The organism is Microbacterium sp. W4I20 (assembly GCF_030816505.1).
Lineage (GTDB): Bacteria > Actinomycetota > Actinomycetes > Actinomycetales > Microbacteriaceae > Microbacterium.
Window position 1 is genome coordinate 1,077,187 of record NZ_JAUSYB010000001.1, and the last position, 16,608, is coordinate 1,093,794.

Consider the following 16,608-nt stretch of genomic DNA (forward strand, 5'->3'; position numbering starts at 1 on the left):
GAGTCAGCCGCGATGGCGTCTGCTGCCTACTGCGTCTTCGGCGCAGGAAAGTGGCAGACGCCATTGCTGCAATAGCCGGCGGCATCTGCCTCGAGCAGGGTGAGGGCGTCCGCGAGCGGCAGCGGCGCGAGAGGCGCGTCCTGCTCCACGGAGTCCTGCTGCGATTTGGTCATCCCTCGATCGTACGCCTGCCACGCGCTCATGGCGTCGGATCGACCTTCCGTGGCCGATCCACGGGGCGTATCGTTCGCAATGACGCCACGGGCCGCGCTCTGGAACGACGGCCTGGGTGGAGAACGCGAGGGAGCGTCGATGATCATCACCGTGCCGGATCCGGACACCGCAGAGGGCCACGTCGCCGAGATGTACGCGGACGACATCGAGGACGACGGCTTCGTTTACGCGCATACCCGGGCGATGGCCGTCAATCCCGAGGCGCACGCGGCCTTCGAGAACCTGATCCGAGCAGTCGTGCCCTCGATCGGCATCCGCGTGTACGAGGCGGCCACACTGGGCGCGGCGCGCGCGATCGGCTCTACGCACTGCCTGCTCGCCCACGGCCGCAAGTCGCTTCGCGCTGGGGTTCTCGACGAGGCCGGGCTCGACTCCTTCGCGAGAGGAGAGGACGACGGCTTCACCGAGGCGGAGCGCGCGGTCGTGCGATACGCGGCGCGGCTGTCGACGGATGCCGCGTCGATGACGGATGCCGATGCGCAGGCACTCCGCGACGCCGGTTACTCCGACCGGCAGATCGTCGACATCACCCTTGCGGCTGCGGCACGGAACTACTTCAGTCGTGCGCTGCAGGCGCTCTCGGTGCCGGTCGACGAGGTCCCCGGACTCAGCCCGGACATCGCGACGGCGCTGGCGCATCCGACCCGTGCCGGCGGCCTTCCGCCGACAGCGGATCGCTAACCCGCTCCCCTACGGTGGAACCATGCTCAAACGACTCCTCGCCCGCACGTTCTGGGCGTTCAGCCGCTGGACCCTGAAGAGCGAACCCGCGCCGACGCGTCCCACCGTGCTCGTCGGCGCTCCGCACACCTCGAACTGGGATTTCGTCCTGATGCTGGCGATCGCGTGGCGGCTCGGCATCGACGTGCACTGGCTCGGCAAGAACAGCCTCTTCCGGGGCTGGCGGGGTCCGATCATGCGCCGTCTCGGCGGCATCCCCGTCGATCGCACGGACCCTGCCCGAGTGGTGAAGGACGTCGTCGGCCAGGTGCACGCAGGCAGGGTGTTCGGGCTCGTGGTGACTCCCGACGGGACGCGCGGTGGGAACGAGTACTGGAAGTCCGGCTTCTACCGGATCGCCCGCGAGACCGGCATGCCGGTCACACTCGGATTCGTCGATCGCACGACGATGACCACCGGCCTCGGGCCGACGCTCGACCTCACCGGCGACGTCGCCGCCGACATGGACCGGATCCGCGCGTTCTACGCTGACAAGGCGGGCGCGCGACCCGAGCGCCGCACGGAGCCGCGCCTCCGGGAGGAGATCCCCGCTGCCGGCTGAGTTCTCGCGCCTCAGCCGTCCGATTCGAGATGCGCGCGGGCGTACTTCAGGTCGTCGTCGGACAGCGTCTCCACCATTCCGACGACCGCGCCGGTGATCTCGCGGATCTCCTCTCGGACGTTCTCATCGAGGTGCGGGGAGCCGCTGCCGAGCACGGCGTGCTGGGCGTCGCTGGTCAGCTCCGACCACCAGTCTTCGATCGGGGGAAGCGTCATGATTCCTTCTTTCGGACGTAGACCGCGTCGTTCTGGACATCCGCTGAGCGCGGGCACGACACTGAGAGCATGACAGCGGATCTGCCCCGGGACGAGCCCGACATCGACGACCGGGCGGACGGTCGCGACGAGACCCCCAACGAGCGGGCGGATCGGAACTGGCTCGAGCTCCTGCAGGAGTTGCGGGTCATGCAGACCGGCACCCAGATCCTCACCGGATTCCTCCTCGCCGTCGCCTTCCAGCCGCGGTTCGCCGACATGGACGAACTGCAGAGAGACCTGTACGTGGTCCTGGTGGCTCTCTCCGCGATCGCGACCATCCTCGCGCTCGCTCCGGTGGGCATGCACCGGGCTCTGTTCGGGCACCGTCGCAAGCCGGACCTGGTGCGGATCGCCGCCCGGATCGTGCGCATCGATCTCGCGGTGATCGGAGCCCTGACCATCGGGGTGACCACCTTGATCATCGACTTCACGGTGAACCGCACGGCGGGAGTCGTGGCTCTCGTGGCGGCGCTCGTCCTGGTCGTCGCACTGTGGCTCGCGCTGCCGCGCTTCATGCGCAGCCGACGCCGTTCCGACGAGACCGGGGAGGACTGACCTCCGTCTCGTCGGAACGGCAGCGGATCAGCGCCCCGCAGGGCTCCGGTTCTCGGCACTGACCATCCAGGCGAACTGCTCGAGACGCTCGATGACCGCGTGCAGGATGTCTGCTGATGTCGGGTCCGCTTCGTCGACGTCGTCGTGCACGTCGCGCATCGTCGCGACGACCGCCTCGAGCCGCTCTGTGACCAGATCGATCGTCTCGGACGTGGAGACCTCGCCCGTCGGGAACTCCGGCAGGGTCGTCGTCGCAGAGACGGTGACGCTGCGTCCGTCCGGCACGGCGTGCAGGGCGCGCATGCGCTCGGCCACGGTGTCGCTGAACGTCCGCGCGTCCTCGATGATCTCGTCCAGCTGGCGGTGCGTGTCGCGGAAATTGCGTCCGACCACGTTCCAGTGCGCCTGCTTGCCCTGCGTCGCGAGTTCGAGCAGGTCGACCAGCACGGCCTGCAGGTTGGCCGCCAGATCCGGGGATGCGGCGAAGCCCCTCTCGGCGTTCTGCTTCCGTGTCGTCTTCGCGCCGCCCTTGGTCGTAGCGGCAGTCTTCTTCGTCGTCTTCGTTTCAGCCATGGTGTGACCTCCTGCCGCCGACGCTAGCGCGACCCGGTCGGGCGGTCCGAGGGGGTTGACAGCGCTGGAGCGATCCTCGAATGTGGCGTGCGGACATCGACACCCGACGAAGGAGAGACAGACCGTGGGAGACCAGCAGCGCGGAGGCCGAGCAGAGCCCGTCATCAGCAGGATCAGCGACAGGGATGCCGGCGAGGTGCTCACCGTGCAACGGGCTGCGTTCGTCTCGGAGGCGGCCATCTACGGAAGCGTCGACATGCCTCCGCTGACGCAGACTCTCTCCGAGTTGGAGGCTGAGCTGCGGTCCGAGTCCGGCTTCACGGCACGGATCGACGGCCGCCTCGTCGGTGCGATCCGCTTCGTCGAGAAGGACGGCCTGTTGCTGATCGGTCGCATCGCGATCGCTCCCGACATGCAGGGCGAAGGGATCGGCCGCTCGCTGCTCGAGGCCGCGGAGCAGTCCTCCGCCGCCGATGAGGCGGAGCTCTTCACCGGAAGCCTGAGTGAGGCGAACCTGCGTCTCTACGAGGCATGCGGATACCAGGAGCACGAACGGGTCCCCGATGGCGACGGCACGGAACAGGTGTTCCTCCGCAAGCGCCTCGGACCTTGAGAGCCTCCTGACAATCCCCTCGAGGGGGTTGAGGCGATCGGTGAGGTGAGGCATCGTGGCCCGGACGTGTCGCGACCGCGGCATGCCCCAACCGGAAGGAGAGTCTCGTGCTCACCCTCACCGACAACGCCACCGCCATCGTCACGACCCTCGTGAGTCGTCAGAGCGAAGCTCCGGATGCAGGTCTCCGCATCCACTCGTCCTCCACCGCTGCCGCGCAGGGCGGTGCGAGCCTCGCGGTGCTGGTCGCCACCGAGCCGGAACCTCAGGACCAGGTCGTCGAGATCTCCGGCACCCGCCTCTTCCTCGACGCGGCAGCTGCTGTCGCACTCGACGACAAGGTGCTCGACGCCGGAGTCGACGAGGAGGGTTCCGTGTCCTTCGCCGTCATGGCGAAGGTCGCCTGACCTCAGGATCTCCGGATGCCGCGGCCCGACGGGTCGCGGCATCCGTCGTCTCCGCGCGCGGGCGATGCAGACCGCCGAGATCATCACGATTGGGAAACCGTCGGGCGCGCGCCACAGTTCCTCCGCGTGCCCGCCCTTACGATCTGTCCATGCGTCGTCGCCTTCTCCCTGTCCTGGTTCTCGCCGCGTCCGCTCTGGTGCTCACCGCGTGCACCACCCCGTCCGGCGTTCCGAGCTCCGCGCCGTCATCAGCGCCCAGTTCGACCCCCAGCGCGGAGCCAGAAGTCGACCCGCAGCTCGTCGTGACGCTGGATGGACTCACCTTCACGGACGAGACGGGCACGACCGAGGCGACCTTCGACGACTCCGACGCACTCCTGGCGCTGCTCGAGACGGCGACCGGAGATCTCCCGGCTCCCGAGGCCGTGGAGGACATGCCCGGCTACGAGTTCAAGCTCGAGACCTACACCTGGGACGGCCTGCGGGTGACCGCCGACAGCACCGGCGAGAATCCCTCGTGGATCACCGTGACCGGTGCCGAGGTGGATGGTGTCCCGATCGCGACCGAGGAAGGCCTCACAGTCGGATCGACTCGCGCCGACCTCCTCGCCGCGGACGCCTGGGCGCTCGTCGACAGCGAAGACTCCGCCACCGCCGCGTACCTGGGCCTCGGCGGACGAGAAGTTCCTGACACGCAGTCGCTCACACACCCGGGATCGGTCGGCATCATCTTCCTGTTGTTCTCCCTCGATGGCGACGAAGTGACGCAGATCATGTCGCCGTCCAACGACTTCAGCGACATCTGAGTCGCGGACACCCACGCCGCACCGCGTAGCCTGGGAGGCGGGCGCAACCCGTGCGACCGTCGAAGGGCCACCGTGAAGATCTCCTTGCTCCGCCGCTTCATCGTCGTCGCGGAGGAACTGCACTTCCCCCGCGCGGCCGCAAGCCTCGGCATTCCCCTGGCGTCGCTGTACACCTCGGTCGAGAAACTCGAGGCCGAGGTCGGGCATCCGCTGTTCCAGCCCGGCGAGCCGACAAGGCTGACGAAGGTCGGCGAGCTGCTGCTCGAGGAAGCACGGGTCGAAGTCGCTGCGGCTCCGGCGCCCGTGAAGAACCCGCCCGCGCCCCGCGGCGGCAAAGCCAAGGCATCGAAGGGCAAGGGTCGGACCCCTGCGGTCAAGGGCCAGCCGAAGCCCTATAAGAAGCGTCAGGGCCGCTAGCAGCCCGCGACACGGTCAGTCCCAGTCGAGGTATTCCTCGATGTTCACCGCGGTCTCGATCGGGTGGGTCATCGGGAACAGGTGGTCGCCGCCGTCGATGGTCTTCACGCTCGCCCGCTCGGGGACCGTGGCTTGCAGCCGTTCGCCGTTCGCCGGCGCGTACACGGCGTCCTGCGAACCCTGGATGATGAGCACCGGGATGACCGGCGCGACCGCGATGTCACTCTCCTCGACGCCCAGGAGCAGCAGGCCGTTGACGCGGTCGTGGTGGGCCGCGGCCAGTGCGCGCGCGACGGTACCGCCGACGCCGTGCCCGCCGACCCAGGTGTCCTGCAGGCCGACGTGGTCGATCACCGCGAGCACGTCTTCGACCCGGGTCTCGAGCGCCACGTCCGCGTCGTCGGCGCGGTAGCCGATGCGCAGCACGTGGAATCCGGCTTCCTCCGCGAGGTAGTGCCCGACGACGCCCAGCACGTCGGCGGCGAGACCGCGTTCCTGGACCAGCACGAGCTTCACCGGGCCATCGCCCTCGTCGACGTAGGGTACGGCGCGGCCTTCGGGTTCGAAGATCTGGGTGTCGGTCATCGGCGTCAATCTCCTCGTGCCGTCGGTGTCGGTTCGCAGGCGGAACGAACTCGGCGGCCCCCTGCGGCCGGACCGCGGCTCGCGCCGCCTCTTTCCAGCGTATCTAGTCGGGGCCGGACTCGGGACCATCGCCCGCGATCGCCGAGAACGCATCCGCCCCTGGCAGCGGCCACGACCACCCGAGGTCGGCCACTCCCGCGATGGTCTCCTGCTCGCGGAGGACGCGTCGCGCGTGAGATACATCGCGCTTCGTGCTCGGGGTGATCGGTGAGATCCAGACCCAGCTCTTCGGAATGATGTGCAACGCCAGCGTCTCGAACGCGCCGGTCTGGTCGATGGAGCGCACGACCACGACAGCGAATCCGCCGATACCCCACCAGTACCTCGGGGTGCTCGAGAGGGAGGACGTCTCCACGAGCCGCCGCCCGAACCCCGCGTCGAGGTCGAGCCGCATCTCGGCATGGAACCAATCGCCGCCGTAGAAGTGGATGCAGTCGCGCTCGAGGACCTGCGCCCTCTCTCTCAGCAGATCGGATGCCGCAGCATCGAGCGCACCGCTGACCGGAGCGACGGCGAGCGGGACGATCGCGTGCGCGCCTCGATCGATCGCGTTCCCTGCGAGCTCCTCCCACGCGAAGGGGCGACCTCCGAGACCCTGGAGTCGACGGAGGATCGCGAGGGCGTCGCCGAGCTCGATCACGGAGTCGTTCGTCACCCGTCGAGTGTAGGGCCGCCGCGGATGGTCAGCGCCGGGTCACGCCTCCACGACCTGACCGGCATCCACTCGCCAGCTGCGGTCTGTGGTGACCGTCGCCAGCATCCGCCGGTCGTGGGTGACCAGCAGCAGGGTGCCCTCATAGGACTCGAGCGCCTGCTCGAGCTGCTCGATCGCCGGGAGATCGAGGTGGTTCGTCGGTTCGTCGAGCACGAGCAGGTTGACGCCGCGCGCCTGCAGCAGCGCCAGCCCTGCACGGGTGCGCTCGCCCGGTGAGAGCTCATCCACGGCGCGGGTCACGTGATCGGCCTTGAGGCCGAACTTGGCCAGGAGCGTGCGCACCTCACCGGAGGCCATCTCCGGGACGAGCGTTTCGAACGCCGCCGCGAGCGGCTGCGACCCGGTGAGAAGCGCGCGAGCCTGGTCGATCTCACCGATCTGCACGCTCGCGCCGAGGCTGGCCGTTCCCTCGTCGGGACGCTGACGACCGAGCAGTCCGCGCAGCAGCGTCGACTTCCCGGCGCCGTTGGGCCCGGTGATGCCGATCCGCTCCCCCGCGTTCACCTGGAGCGACACGGGCCCGAGCACGAAGGAACCCTGCCGGAACACGGCGGAATTCAGCGTCGAGACCACCGAGCTGGACCGCGGAGCCGAGCCGATCGTGAACTCGAGCTGCCACTCCTTCCGCGGCTCCTCGACCTCGTCGAGACGGGCGATCCTGCTCTCCATCTGGCGCACCTTCTGCGCCTGCTTCTCGCTCGACTCCGCTGAGGCCTTGCGTTTGATCTTGTCGTTGTCCGGCGCCTTCTTCATGGCGTTGCGCACACCCTGGCTCGACCACTCCCGCTGCGTGCGGGCGCGAGCGACGAGGTCGGCCTTCTTGTCGGCGAACTCGTCGTACTTCTCGCGCTGGTGCCGGCGCACCGTCTCGCGCTCTTCCAGGTACGCGTCGTAGCCGCCGCCGAAGACGCGGTTGCTCCCCTGCGCGAGGTCGAGCTCCAGCACTCGGGTCACGCAGCGCGCGAGGAACTCGCGGTCGTGACTGACCACCACGACACCGCCGCGAAGTCCGCGCACGAAGGCCTCGAGTCGTTCGATGCCGTCGAGGTCGAGGTCGTTGGTCGGCTCATCCAGCAGCGCGATGTCGAAGCGTGAGAGCAGCAATGCGGCGAGTCCCACGCGCGCCGCCTGGCCTCCCGACAGCGAGGTCATCATCGCCTCGGCGGGATCGCCGTCCAGTGCGAGCCCGAGGTCGGCGAGTACGACAGGAAGCCGCTCGTCGAGATCGGCGGCACCGCTGGCCAGCCAACGATCCAGCGCGGTGGAGTAGGTGTCGGCGGGGTCGGTGCCGGGCGCGGCGAGCGAGGGGTCTCCGAGCGCGAGTGCCGCGGCATTCATATCGCTGCTCGCTGCCGCGCACCCCGTGCGACGCGCGATGTAGTCGGCCACGCTCTCGCCAGGAACCCGTTCGTGCTCCTGCGGGAGCCAGCCGACGAAGGCATCGGCCGGGGAGAGCCTGATCGTGCCGGCCTGCGGCTCGTCGACACCCGCGAGGAGTCTCAGCAGCGTCGACTTGCCCGCACCGTTGGCGCCGACGAGGCCGACGACATCACCCGCCGCGACGGTCAGGTCGAGCGAGTCGAACAGGGTGCGATGGCCGTAGCCACCGGCCAGCCCTTGGGCCACGAGCGTTGCGGTCATCCTTCAATCCTGTCACCCGCGCTTCGTGCACGAGGACCGGTCCCCCGTCAGTCGGAGTGATCGGTGGCGCGTGAGTCGAGTGCGACGCCGATCGCCACGCCGATCGACAGGCCGACGCCGATCCCGAGTGCGAGGTTGTCGAACAGCGTGAGCCCGAGCCCGGCGCCGAGTGCAAGGCCGAGACCGATGCCGGTGGCCAATCCCGTGTGAGCGTTCTTCGCGGAGTCCTTCTCTTCGTCCGTCATGCATCCAGCGTAGGAAGGCTCGAAGGCGGACACATCCCCCGCGCGGCGGATACGTCTCGGCTCGCCTCAGTTGTTGAAGCGGAACTTCACCACGAGCGTTGCGGTCGTCCGTCAACCCGGTCACCCGCGGTGGGGCTCTCGATCCGCGACGGTGCGGGAACTATTAGCCCCCGATCGGCTGACCGTTGACGGCCGCGACGAACAGAGAGATCCACACGATGAAGAAGATCACGTGGAGCAATGTTCCCAAGGCTCCGATGATGAGCGACCAGCGAGCGAGGCCTGCACCTGATTCGCCGTTGCCCGGCGCGCGCAACTGGCGCAGAGCGAGCACGCCGAGGACGAAACCGGCGATGGGAATCACGAAAGCTGCGATGAAGCCCACCAGGGCGAGTGTGTTGGTGCGAGGCGCGACTGTTGCGGTTGTCATGAGTGTCCTTCCAATTCACGTGGGGTAGCCGCCCAATTCACGTGGGGTAGCCGCAACAGGGGCACGGAAAGCGATCCATCGTGATGCCGACTATAGAGCTAACGGTCACTGATCTCGAGATGCAGGTGCCGACAGGACTCGCGCTACGTCGACCCGCCAGAGCTATCTCCGATACGGAGATCCGCGGTGTCCTCGTAGGTCGCGGACATCCGTGAGCTCAGTCGACACATCGGCGAAGGCAGCCACCTCATGGCGGACATCCCACGCCAGGGTCTTGCCCTCACGAACCCACGCGACCATGTCATCGGGGTCACCCCACGCCCCGGCCACCATGCGGCGCTCCTCCCAGACGTCGTGCCAGACGCGCAGTCGGGCAGCGAGTCCGGGTGACAGGCCGTAATCGTCAGGCGTCATCGTGTAATCGCTCTCGCGCGTGGGAGTCGAGCTCTCCCAGAGCGGCCAGTCATGGCCCGGAGCGACGAAGAATCGAATGACACGTCGATCAGACATGATCGCGTCGCGCCGCCGCTCGTCGATTGCCCCCGAGCACCATACGCCTCTAGCCCGCCTCAGTTGTTGAAGCGTAACTCACTGATTTATGCATCACCCAACTGCGAAAAGCCCGAAATTATGCGGCTCGCAGCCCTTGTCATACATCTTGACACATACGGCGTGACACAACCATGCGAGGGAAGCGACTCATGGCGAAGGGGATTCCAGTGCGCGGCACAGAGGCCACGATCTACGAGCCAACCGAGAAATACAAGTCTTGGCGAATCACCTACATCGACCGAGCCACCAACAAGCGCAAGACAACCAGCGGCGGAAAGACCAGAGAAGAGGCCGAGGACAAGGCCCGGCATCTCAGCGGTGAGTATGTAGAAGGCTGGAGAAACGGCGACACACCACCGACGCTTCAAGAGACTGTCGACCTCTGGCTGACAGCGAATCGTTCGGAGTGGTCAAGCCGAACCTACGATCACTACTCCTACCTCGCCGCCAAGTTCACAGAGCGCTACGGCAGCCGTCCCATCACTCAGGTGTCTCCTGTAGACATCGCCAAGGTTGATTTCAGGGGGCACAGCAGAGGACAGCAGGAGAAGGCGCGCACACTTCTTCGAGGAATCCTGCGCCACAGCGGCGGATGGCTAGAACGAGATCCGATACGAATAGAGAAGAAGGTCGAAAGCCTGGTTCGAGCGATCGCGCTCTCGGGCAATGCCTCCGGCAAGAGGAACCAGAAGGTAGAACGAGGCGACATCCCTAGCAGCAAGTTTGTTGCAGCTCTGATCATCACTGCGAACCATACGCTTCAGCAAGGGCCGCTCAACGATCCCGAATACACAGACATAGATAAGAGGAGCGGCCTGCCGCACTATCGCTCCGGGAGCGTGAGATCAGAATCAGGCACCGGCCTGGTCCATCCTCTGGAGGATCGCTTCATTCGTGGCCTTCCTGCGGAGTGGACGGAGAGCCACAGGCGGGGAATCCCGAAGCACTACAAGAATCCTGAGGGCAGGCGCCGAGCCGAAACCATGGAGCTGGCAAGCAGGTATCGGCAGATCGGACTAGCCGTAGCGCTGGGAGCAGGAGGCGGGCTAAGGATCGGAGAGGTTCTAGCCCTGCGAGTGCGGCACTTTCTTGAGCCAGCTGATGTGTCTTTGATCCACTCACTGAACTGGGAGCTGGGGGCGACTAACTCTGACGGCTCCCTCAACTACTCCGGCAGGCTGGATGTCTCTGAACAGGCGAGCCAAGGGAGCCGAGGCAAGATCTGGATCACTGGAACCAAGGGCGTGGAGAAGAGTCGCATCGTTCACCTGCCAGCGTTCCTTCCCAACTGGAACAGCACCGGCTACGGCTCACAGCGCCCCCTCATCGAGCGCTCTGAGCCAAGGTTCGAGGATAGGTCTATCTCTCTCTGGGAAGCCACCGAAGAAGAGTCGATCAGGCTGTGGCGAGCCGGATTCACACCGCTCAACTATCTACTCTGGCTGCGTCTGAAGGAGCTGTGGAACCATCCGGCCATCAAGCACCGAAACTCGCTGGGTGCTCGGATCAAGGACTTTCGGGAGTTGTTGATGTTCCCGACGAGGAACCCGGCAAGGACAAGAGCAACCGGAACGCCTATGGTGCAGATCGATCCCGGATGGCGCAAGAGCATCGCCCTCGTGGAGGGCGATGGCACCTACCAGGCGCAGAGCAACTATGCCAAACACGCCAACACGCTCTACGACTATGTGGAACAGGAGTTCGATGAGCACCCAGAGCACCGGACCAACGCCAAGGGGCGTAAAGGCTGGACTCACCACGGCCTCAGGCACTGGGCGGTCAGCTCCCGGATTCAAGCTGGAGTGCCACTCCCCCTGATCGCCCGAGAGATGGGACACCATGACAGCTCTTTCACGCTCGAACGCTACGGCCATGTGATGGATCAGGGCGTAGGGCCTGGGGGCTTCGAATACTGATCATCGCTGGGAGGCGATCTCAGCCCGTCGATGCTCGATCGGTGTGAATGTTCGCGAGCGCTGAGCGACTGTCGCAGACTGTCGCCTGTGAACGCTGACGGCATCGCCACTGATGAGATCGAAAGCTACCGGGCGAAGGAACTTCCCCAGCCGGGAACAGGACTAAGTCTTACGATCATCCAGTCCGCGAGCTGCTTCGAGACTTGGTAGAGGTCCAACGCACGGCGATCCCCTAGTCCCTCATTCTCACCGTGGGCGATAGCGTGCCGCTTGGTGATGAGCGCGCCAAGATCGTTGGCGAGTTCCCCGTTGCCTTCGGTCAGCATGGTTTCAAACTCTTCAACGAAGCCCGCATCGAATCGTCCCAGCGTGCTGCGGATGTTCTCTACCGACGGGTTGATGCTGCGGCCAAGCCAGGAAAGCGAGTAAGACCGAGCGGTGCCATAGGACATTTCTTGCAGATGCCCCATCGCGCAGTGGTGCATCACCTGCTCCAAGTAGCCGCAGGAGCGAACAACAAGGAACCTCACGAGCCAAAACCTGTTCATCGTCGGTGCGATGCTCTGGCCGTTCACGGATAGATTCAGCCAGTTCGTCGAGCGACCGCTCCAAGCGTCGCAGATCCGGCGGAGGCCACCGGATGCTCTTGGTCATTTCGCAAACGCCGCTGTCGCGATGCGGAGCCGGTTCCGAACATTCTCTTCGGTATCAGTCTGCGTGGAGGTCGCGTCCGCGAACTCAGCGTCCTCTCGCAGAAGATCAAGGGCGGCCTCAACCTCTTGAGCGGTGATGACTCCGCTTGCCGCAACGCGTCGCATCGCGCCGACCATGACCGCGTCGAAGGTTGCCACATTCAGTCGAGCACGCGGAGGGCGCAGGTAGTCCCTAGCGCCGGCCTCATCGAGGGCGTTGATGGCCTTCGTGAAGTGATGGCGAATGTCATCCGCTGAAAGCTTGTCGAGAGTGCGATGCCGTCCCAGGAAGGTATTGAGGAACCGCTTCAACGGTCGGAAATACTCTTCCGAGCTGACATAGAGCGCCACGACTCGCAAGAGAAGCTCATGGTCTCGAACACGAGGAGAAACGGAACCGTAGATGTTCCGCCAGGAGTCGATGCCGTTTAGCTCACCGAGGAAGTCCACGAACTGCCCGGGGTAGAGAGCGATCCGGATCTCATGGGGGGTGAGCTGGGTGCCACCCGAGTTGAGGCGCTCGAAGATCTGGTAGACGGACTCGCGGGATTCAGCAGTCCCATCGGTCTTGACGATGGTGGCTTGAATGAAGCTGTTGTCGAGCACACGCTTCTGCGCGGGCAAGAGGGTCTTGTAGGTCAGCCCTCGGAACTCTTCTGCAACATTCTCGAGGGCGAACTCGCGCTGGCGGTGGATGCCGTTGTAGAAGGCCTGGAGGGTCCGCAGGCGCTGCTGACCGTCGAGAACCAAATACCTCTTGTCCGACTGCTGAACGAGCATGATCCCCGGAACCGGGAACCCGAGCAACAGCGACTCGATGAACCTGTCCATTTGTGGCCGAGTCCAGACGAAACTCCGCTGGAATGAGGCCAACTCAACTTCATCGTCCCCGTGGCCGAAGCTCGGGATCACGATGTCTTTTCTGTCCAGTCGCCGGACGAGTCCTTCTGCGTCGAAATCAGTCCCCTGGTAGGTGACCGCCTCGGCTTCGCCCTCGGACTCGAGGACGGCATCCAGCTCTTCGTCTGTCAGAAGCTCCGGCTCCAACTCGGCCGGGTCTTGATCGTCCTTGAGTTCGACGAATGGCGGGGTTTCCATACTCATGCGGCCAGACTACCGATGTTCGGACACACGCAGGAGGCCGGGGATCGACCTTCAATGAAAATCCCCGGCCTCCTGCTGTGTCGCACATCAGTCCATGCCTGCCTCCTCCGCGTCCCTTGCGTCAGCGGCTAGTAGCCGAGCTTGTGCTTCAGCGGCCGCAACTTCTGGGTCATAGCCCGGCCTCACCCGAGCAGCAGCCTTTGCTCGCTTCTCCGCAGCGGCTCCAGCTCGCGCCACATACTTGTGGTTGTCCTTCGGCACATAGGGCGTTGCTCGGCTGACCTGACCGAGAACCCGCTGCACCGTATATTTGCTGACTTCGACATTCCGCGCTGCCGGAAGCGCCTTGGCGATGCGCTTTGCTCCCCACTTCTCCTTCTCATGCTTGTCTCGAATCCAGGCCACATCATTGCTGGTCAGCTTGGGCGGAGGACCGAGAGGAATGCCGCGGGCACGAACAGCGACCAGCGAGTCTCGGGTTCGTTCGGCAATCCGATCTCGCTCCTGAGCAGCAACAGCCAGCATGATGCGAACGATGAGCATTCCAGTGCCGCTGTCGGGGTTCACCATGTGGATGTTCTCACCGAGCGAGGTGAGGCATGCCCCCGAGACATGAAGCTCCTTGAGAAGAGCAATCGTCTCCTCGGGATCACGGCCCCAGCGATCCAACTTCGCGACCACGACCTCGATCTTGCGGTTGTGCTTCTCTCGATCACCGCGGACAGCCAGCATGAGAGCTTCCATCCGCTCAGAGTGGAAGTTCGATGTCCCGCTGACACCACGATCCACGAAGATGTCTTCCTTCTTCACCCCGTAGTCGATGAGCTGCTGAAACTGCGATTCGAGTCCGAGTTCCTGTTCCTTTGTGCTGACCCGGATGTAGCCCGGCCGGTAGCAATCACGCATGTTTCTCCCCTTTCCGGTGATTCTTAGCAACCACATTTAGACATATCGCTATGCATGCTGAATCGGTCGATTCTGGGGGTAGTTGCCAAACGCTCGATTAGCAACCACCCGAAGTGTGGAATCCCGCGCAACAACAGAGCGTCCGAGCCGACCGCTATCATTTGGGCAAGCGCCACGATTGGGGATCAGATGACCGACGGCACCAACGCCCACGATGAGCCGGGATCTCCCGAGCCGTCGGAGGACTTCAACGAGCCGACTGCTCAGAAGCAGGCGGACGAGCAGAGCGAAACAGATGAGCAGATTCTCGAAGATGCTGAGGAACTGATCAAGGATCCGGCTCCGTTGCTGCGCAAGGTCAGGCTCGACCCCGAAGCCCTCTCGCGCCTTGGTGACGGATTCCGAGCCATGCGCGAGGGAGTGAGTGACTTCTTCGTAGCCGGAGACCGAAGCGCCGGACGAACCAAGGACACAGCCGATCGGGTTATAAAGCTCATCGAAAAGGAGCTGGACCGCGAAGGACTAACAGCGAAAGAGCGGCTTGAGTTCATCGAGGCCGGCGAGCGCATGGCTGGCACGGTCGGAGATAGCGAATCCAGCACAAGAGCAGGCAACGAGCGCACCTTCGGGAAGATCGCGACGATCGCCGCGGGAGCTACCGTGGCTGTCCTGGTGCTGGGCTACCTCGGCAAGGACGGCAAGCTCCCCCCGATGCCGTCGGCATGACTCCACGGCGCTGACGCGCCATCGGAACAGCAAGCAAGAACTCAAATCCTGAGAGGGAAGCCGATGGCGTCTGTTGTTGCAAGAGTGAGGCAAGTGAAGCAACCGAGAGGCGGCTACATCAATCCGCGAGCCATGGAGGTTGTCCGGCTCGATGATGGAAGGCCATCGCCACTCGACCACACGATCGAAAATGTGCACTCATCGCTGTCGGCATGGCGGTGGACTACATGACTCGGTCCCTTATCGGCGCGGCACCAGCCGAGGCTTTCCGTATCTCGCTCATCGGCGCTTCCATCATCCGCGAGGAGGACGAGGCGTTTGATCTGATCCAGGGAATAACTGGTCTCAACCACCCATCCCTGGTGAACGCCTGCAAGCTCGCTGGCTACGATGTGATCTACCGCGCAGGAATGGCAGGCTATCGGCCTGGGCGCAGGAGCGGGCAGCTACGGCAAAGGCCGGAGCATCATTGCCCCGGCCTCATGTGCCCGGTCGGAGACGCGCAGCGTTAGGGCCGTAGCTGCCCGCCTGAAGAACTCGTAGCCGGAAGGCGCACAATCACACGGCCAGCGCCTCAAAGCGACTGGGACTGTCAGCTACAGACTCTCGGCGTCGATCTCAGACGCAAACAGCCCGCCGACGAGCAATCACACGGATCGCACCATCGACGGGCTGAGATCGCAGCCTGGCGCGATGTCATGCCAACGGATTTGACACAGACTCGACACAGGCGGCCAGATCTGACACATCTCCAGTGTCAAATCACCCGGCAAAAGCAGCTAGATTCCAACGGTTTAGTTGTTAAATCTAAATTCCACGACGTCGCCGTCCTTCATGACGTAGTCCTTGCCCTCGAGGCGCGCCTTGCCCTTGGCGCGGGCCTCGATGACGGAGCCGGTCTCGACCAGGTCGTCGAACGAGACGATCTCCGCCTTGATGAAGCCCTTCTCGAAGTCGGTGTGGATGACTCCGGCGGCCTGCGGTGCCTTCGAGCCCTTGGGGATCGTCCACGCGCGAGCCTCCTTCGGGCCGGCGGTGAGATACGTCTGCAGCCCCAGCGTGTCGAACCCGATCCGGGCGAGCTGGTCCAGACCCGACTCGTCCTGACCGGTCGACGCCAGAAGCTCTGCGGCATCCTCAGGGTCGAGATCGATCAGCTCGGACTCGATCTTCGCGTCGAGGAAAATGGCCTTCGCCGGAGCGACCAGAGCGGCGAGTTCTTCCTTGCGCGCAGCGTCCGTCAGCACTCCCTCGTCGACGTTGAAGACGAAGATGACGGGCTTCGAGGTGAGCAGCCCCAGTTCGCGGATGGGCGTCAGGTCGATGCCTGCGACAGACAGGAGCACTCCGCGCTCCAGGGCGTCCTTCGCGGCGATCGCCGTCTCGAGCACGATCGGCTCGGCCTTCTTGCCGCGCACTTCCTTCTCGTACCGGGAGATCGCCTTCTCGACTGTCTCGAGGTCGGCGAGCATGAGCTCGGCGTTGATCGTCTCCATATCGGATGCCGGGTTCACCGCACCGTCGACGTGTACGACGTCGTCGTCGGCGAAGCCGCGGACGACCTGCGCGATGGCGTCGGCCTCGCGGATGTTCGCGAGGAACTTGTTGCCGAGCCCCTCGCCCTCGCTCGCGCCGCGCACGATGCCGGCGATGTCGACGAACGACACGGCCGCCGGCAGGATGCGCTCGCTGCCGAAGATCTCGGCGAGCGTGTCGAGACGCGGGTCAGGCAGGTTCACCACGCCGATGTTCGGCTCGATCGTCGCGAACGGATAGTTCGCCGCGAGCACATCGTTCTTGGTGAGAGCGTTGAAGAGGGTGGACTTGCCGACGTTGGGCAGGCCGACGATGCCGATAGTGAGAGCCACGGAGGACGAGTCTACCGGTCGCGC

At 64.8% G+C, this 16,608-nt stretch carries 22 protein-coding genes; 9 read left to right on the forward strand and 13 right to left on the reverse strand.

What is annotated here, in order from left to right:
• Positions 1 to 26: 26 nt before the first annotated feature.
• Positions 27 to 173, reverse strand: coding sequence for a hypothetical protein (locus QFZ21_RS05250; protein WP_307375101.1), 147 nt, complete (start codon positions 171 to 173; stop codon positions 27 to 29).
• 139 nt (positions 174 to 312) lie between these two features.
• Between QFZ21_RS05250 and QFZ21_RS05255 the strand changes: the two genes are divergently transcribed.
• Positions 313 to 915, forward strand: coding sequence for a carboxymuconolactone decarboxylase family protein (locus QFZ21_RS05255; RefSeq protein WP_307375103.1), 603 nt, complete (start codon positions 313 to 315; stop codon positions 913 to 915).
• Positions 916 to 937: 22 nt separating this feature from the next.
• Positions 938 to 1,516: a 1-acyl-sn-glycerol-3-phosphate acyltransferase gene (locus QFZ21_RS05260; protein ID WP_307375105.1), complete on the forward strand. Its 579-nt coding sequence runs from the start codon at positions 938 to 940 to the stop codon at positions 1,514 to 1,516.
• 11 nt (positions 1,517 to 1,527) lie between these two features.
• Here QFZ21_RS05260 and QFZ21_RS05265 read toward each other — a convergent pair whose 3' ends face one another.
• On the reverse strand, positions 1,528 to 1,731 hold the full coding sequence (locus QFZ21_RS05265) for a hypothetical protein (protein WP_307375107.1): 204 nt from the start codon (positions 1,729 to 1,731) through the stop codon (positions 1,528 to 1,530).
• A gap of 69 nt (positions 1,732 to 1,800) precedes the next feature.
• Between QFZ21_RS05265 and QFZ21_RS05270 the strand changes: the two genes are divergently transcribed.
• Positions 1,801 to 2,328 (forward strand): DUF6328 family protein, encoded by a 528-nt coding sequence (locus QFZ21_RS05270; RefSeq protein WP_307375109.1) that lies wholly within the window; start codon positions 1,801 to 1,803, stop codon positions 2,326 to 2,328.
• A 27-nt stretch (positions 2,329 to 2,355) separates the two neighbouring features.
• On the opposite strand, the gene QFZ21_RS05275 is transcribed toward QFZ21_RS05270, so the two are convergent.
• Positions 2,356 to 2,901 carry a Dps family protein gene (locus tag QFZ21_RS05275; protein WP_307375111.1) on the reverse strand — a complete coding sequence of 182 codons (546 nt, stop codon included), beginning with the start codon at positions 2,899 to 2,901 and terminating at the stop codon, positions 2,356 to 2,358.
• 124 nt (positions 2,902 to 3,025) lie between these two features.
• Between QFZ21_RS05275 and QFZ21_RS05280 the strand changes: the two genes are divergently transcribed.
• The 4 genes from QFZ21_RS05280 to QFZ21_RS05295 all read left to right on the forward strand — a co-directional run bounded on the left by QFZ21_RS05280 (position 3,026) and on the right by QFZ21_RS05295 (position 5,144).
• Positions 3,026 to 3,514, forward strand: coding sequence for a GNAT family N-acetyltransferase (locus QFZ21_RS05280; protein WP_307375113.1), 489 nt, complete (start codon positions 3,026 to 3,028; stop codon positions 3,512 to 3,514).
• A 107-nt stretch (positions 3,515 to 3,621) separates the two neighbouring features.
• On the forward strand, positions 3,622 to 3,921 hold the full coding sequence (locus tag QFZ21_RS05285) for a Fe-S cluster assembly protein HesB (protein ID WP_307375116.1): 300 nt from the start codon (positions 3,622 to 3,624) through the stop codon (positions 3,919 to 3,921).
• 149 nt (positions 3,922 to 4,070) lie between these two features.
• Positions 4,071 to 4,727 (forward strand): hypothetical protein, encoded by a 657-nt coding sequence (locus tag QFZ21_RS05290; protein ID WP_307375118.1) that lies wholly within the window; start codon positions 4,071 to 4,073, stop codon positions 4,725 to 4,727.
• 72 nt (positions 4,728 to 4,799) lie between these two features.
• The gene (locus QFZ21_RS05295; protein WP_307375120.1) at positions 4,800 to 5,144 is read left to right on the forward strand and encodes a LysR family transcriptional regulator; all 345 of its coding nucleotides are present in this window, start codon (positions 4,800 to 4,802) and stop codon (positions 5,142 to 5,144) included.
• A 15-nt stretch (positions 5,145 to 5,159) separates the two neighbouring features.
• Here the strand turns inward: QFZ21_RS05295 and QFZ21_RS05300 are convergent, their stop codons facing one another.
• The 6 genes from QFZ21_RS05300 to QFZ21_RS05325 all read right to left on the reverse strand — a co-directional run bounded on the left by QFZ21_RS05300 (position 5,160) and on the right by QFZ21_RS05325 (position 9,330).
• Positions 5,160 to 5,729 (reverse strand): alpha/beta fold hydrolase, encoded by a 570-nt coding sequence (locus tag QFZ21_RS05300; protein ID WP_307375122.1) that lies wholly within the window; start codon positions 5,727 to 5,729, stop codon positions 5,160 to 5,162.
• Between the two features lie 103 nt (positions 5,730 to 5,832).
• Positions 5,833 to 6,444, reverse strand: a complete 612-nt coding sequence (locus QFZ21_RS05305; protein ID WP_307375125.1) for a hypothetical protein — start codon at positions 6,442 to 6,444, stop codon at positions 5,833 to 5,835.
• Positions 6,445 to 6,483: 39 nt separating this feature from the next.
• The gene (locus QFZ21_RS05310; RefSeq protein WP_307375128.1) at positions 6,484 to 8,145 is read right to left on the reverse strand and encodes an ABC-F family ATP-binding cassette domain-containing protein; all 1,662 of its coding nucleotides are present in this window, start codon (positions 8,143 to 8,145) and stop codon (positions 6,484 to 6,486) included.
• A gap of 47 nt (positions 8,146 to 8,192) precedes the next feature.
• Positions 8,193 to 8,390, reverse strand: coding sequence for a hypothetical protein (locus tag QFZ21_RS05315; RefSeq protein ID WP_307375133.1), 198 nt, complete (start codon positions 8,388 to 8,390; stop codon positions 8,193 to 8,195).
• Between the two features lie 163 nt (positions 8,391 to 8,553).
• On the reverse strand, positions 8,554 to 8,820 hold the full coding sequence (locus tag QFZ21_RS05320; RefSeq protein ID WP_307375135.1) for a DUF4190 domain-containing protein: 267 nt from the start codon (positions 8,818 to 8,820) through the stop codon (positions 8,554 to 8,556).
• Between the two features lie 162 nt (positions 8,821 to 8,982).
• Positions 8,983 to 9,330 (reverse strand): hypothetical protein, encoded by a 348-nt coding sequence (locus QFZ21_RS05325; protein WP_307375137.1) that lies wholly within the window; start codon positions 9,328 to 9,330, stop codon positions 8,983 to 8,985.
• A gap of 209 nt (positions 9,331 to 9,539) precedes the next feature.
• Between QFZ21_RS05325 and QFZ21_RS05330 the strand changes: the two genes are divergently transcribed.
• Complete coding sequence (locus QFZ21_RS05330) at positions 9,540 to 11,288, forward strand: hypothetical protein (protein ID WP_307375140.1); 1,749 nt, start codon at positions 9,540 to 9,542, stop codon at positions 11,286 to 11,288.
• Positions 11,289 to 11,413: 125 nt separating this feature from the next.
• Here QFZ21_RS05330 and QFZ21_RS05335 read toward each other — a convergent pair whose 3' ends face one another.
• From QFZ21_RS05335 to QFZ21_RS05345, 3 genes are all read right to left on the reverse strand, one after another.
• Entirely contained in the window at positions 11,414 to 11,863 is a 450-nt protein-coding gene (locus tag QFZ21_RS05335) for a HEPN domain-containing protein (protein ID WP_307375142.1), read from the reverse strand.
• A gap of 75 nt (positions 11,864 to 11,938) precedes the next feature.
• A complete protein-coding gene (locus QFZ21_RS05340) occupies positions 11,939 to 13,084 on the reverse strand; it encodes a DUF262 domain-containing protein (RefSeq protein WP_307375144.1) in 1,146 nt (381 codons plus the stop codon).
• 87 nt (positions 13,085 to 13,171) lie between these two features.
• Positions 13,172 to 13,990, reverse strand: coding sequence for a recombinase family protein (locus QFZ21_RS05345; RefSeq protein WP_307375147.1), 819 nt, complete (start codon positions 13,988 to 13,990; stop codon positions 13,172 to 13,174).
• Between the two features lie 189 nt (positions 13,991 to 14,179).
• On the opposite strand from QFZ21_RS05345, the gene QFZ21_RS05350 reads away from it, so the two are divergent.
• Complete coding sequence (locus QFZ21_RS05350) at positions 14,180 to 14,716, forward strand: hypothetical protein (protein ID WP_307375150.1); 537 nt, start codon at positions 14,180 to 14,182, stop codon at positions 14,714 to 14,716.
• Between the two features lie 794 nt (positions 14,717 to 15,510).
• On the opposite strand, the gene ychF is transcribed toward QFZ21_RS05350, so the two are convergent.
• Complete coding sequence (gene ychF, locus QFZ21_RS05355) at positions 15,511 to 16,584, reverse strand: redox-regulated ATPase YchF (protein ID WP_307375153.1); 1,074 nt, start codon at positions 16,582 to 16,584, stop codon at positions 15,511 to 15,513.
• Positions 16,585 to 16,608: the final 24 nt, after the last annotated feature.

Excerpts from the sequence above, each read along its gene's own strand:
- QFZ21_RS05350 (WP_307375150.1), top strand. The coding sequence starts at position 14,180 with ATGACCGACGGCACCAACGCCCACGATGAGCCGGGATCTCCCGAGCCG.
- QFZ21_RS05255 (WP_307375103.1), top strand. The coding sequence starts at position 313 with ATGATCATCACCGTGCCGGATCCGGACACCGCAGAGGGCCACGTCGCC.
- QFZ21_RS05290 (WP_307375118.1), top strand. The coding sequence starts at position 4,071 with ATGCGTCGTCGCCTTCTCCCTGTCCTGGTTCTCGCCGCGTCCGCTCTG.
- QFZ21_RS05320 (WP_307375135.1), bottom strand. The coding sequence starts at position 8,820 with ATGACAACCGCAACAGTCGCGCCTCGCACCAACACACTCGCCCTGGTG.
- QFZ21_RS05260 (WP_307375105.1), top strand. The coding sequence starts at position 938 with ATGCTCAAACGACTCCTCGCCCGCACGTTCTGGGCGTTCAGCCGCTGG.
- QFZ21_RS05275 (WP_307375111.1), bottom strand. The coding sequence starts at position 2,901 with ATGGCTGAAACGAAGACGACGAAGAAGACTGCCGCTACGACCAAGGGC.
- QFZ21_RS05270 (WP_307375109.1), top strand. The coding sequence starts at position 1,801 with ATGACAGCGGATCTGCCCCGGGACGAGCCCGACATCGACGACCGGGCG.
- QFZ21_RS05325 (WP_307375137.1), bottom strand. The coding sequence starts at position 9,330 with ATGTCTGATCGACGTGTCATTCGATTCTTCGTCGCTCCGGGCCATGAC.
- QFZ21_RS05340 (WP_307375144.1), bottom strand. The coding sequence starts at position 13,084 with ATGAGTATGGAAACCCCGCCATTCGTCGAACTCAAGGACGATCAAGAC.
- QFZ21_RS05300 (WP_307375122.1), bottom strand. The coding sequence starts at position 5,729 with ATGACCGACACCCAGATCTTCGAACCCGAAGGCCGCGCCGTACCCTAC.
- QFZ21_RS05250 (WP_307375101.1), bottom strand. The coding sequence starts at position 173 with ATGACCAAATCGCAGCAGGACTCCGTGGAGCAGGACGCGCCTCTCGCG.
- QFZ21_RS05265 (WP_307375107.1), bottom strand. The coding sequence starts at position 1,731 with ATGACGCTTCCCCCGATCGAAGACTGGTGGTCGGAGCTGACCAGCGAC.
- QFZ21_RS05310 (WP_307375128.1), bottom strand. The coding sequence starts at position 8,145 with ATGACCGCAACGCTCGTGGCCCAAGGGCTGGCCGGTGGCTACGGCCAT.
- QFZ21_RS05345 (WP_307375147.1), bottom strand. The coding sequence starts at position 13,990 with ATGCGTGATTGCTACCGGCCGGGCTACATCCGGGTCAGCACAAAGGAA.
- QFZ21_RS05315 (WP_307375133.1), bottom strand. The coding sequence starts at position 8,390 with ATGACGGACGAAGAGAAGGACTCCGCGAAGAACGCTCACACGGGATTG.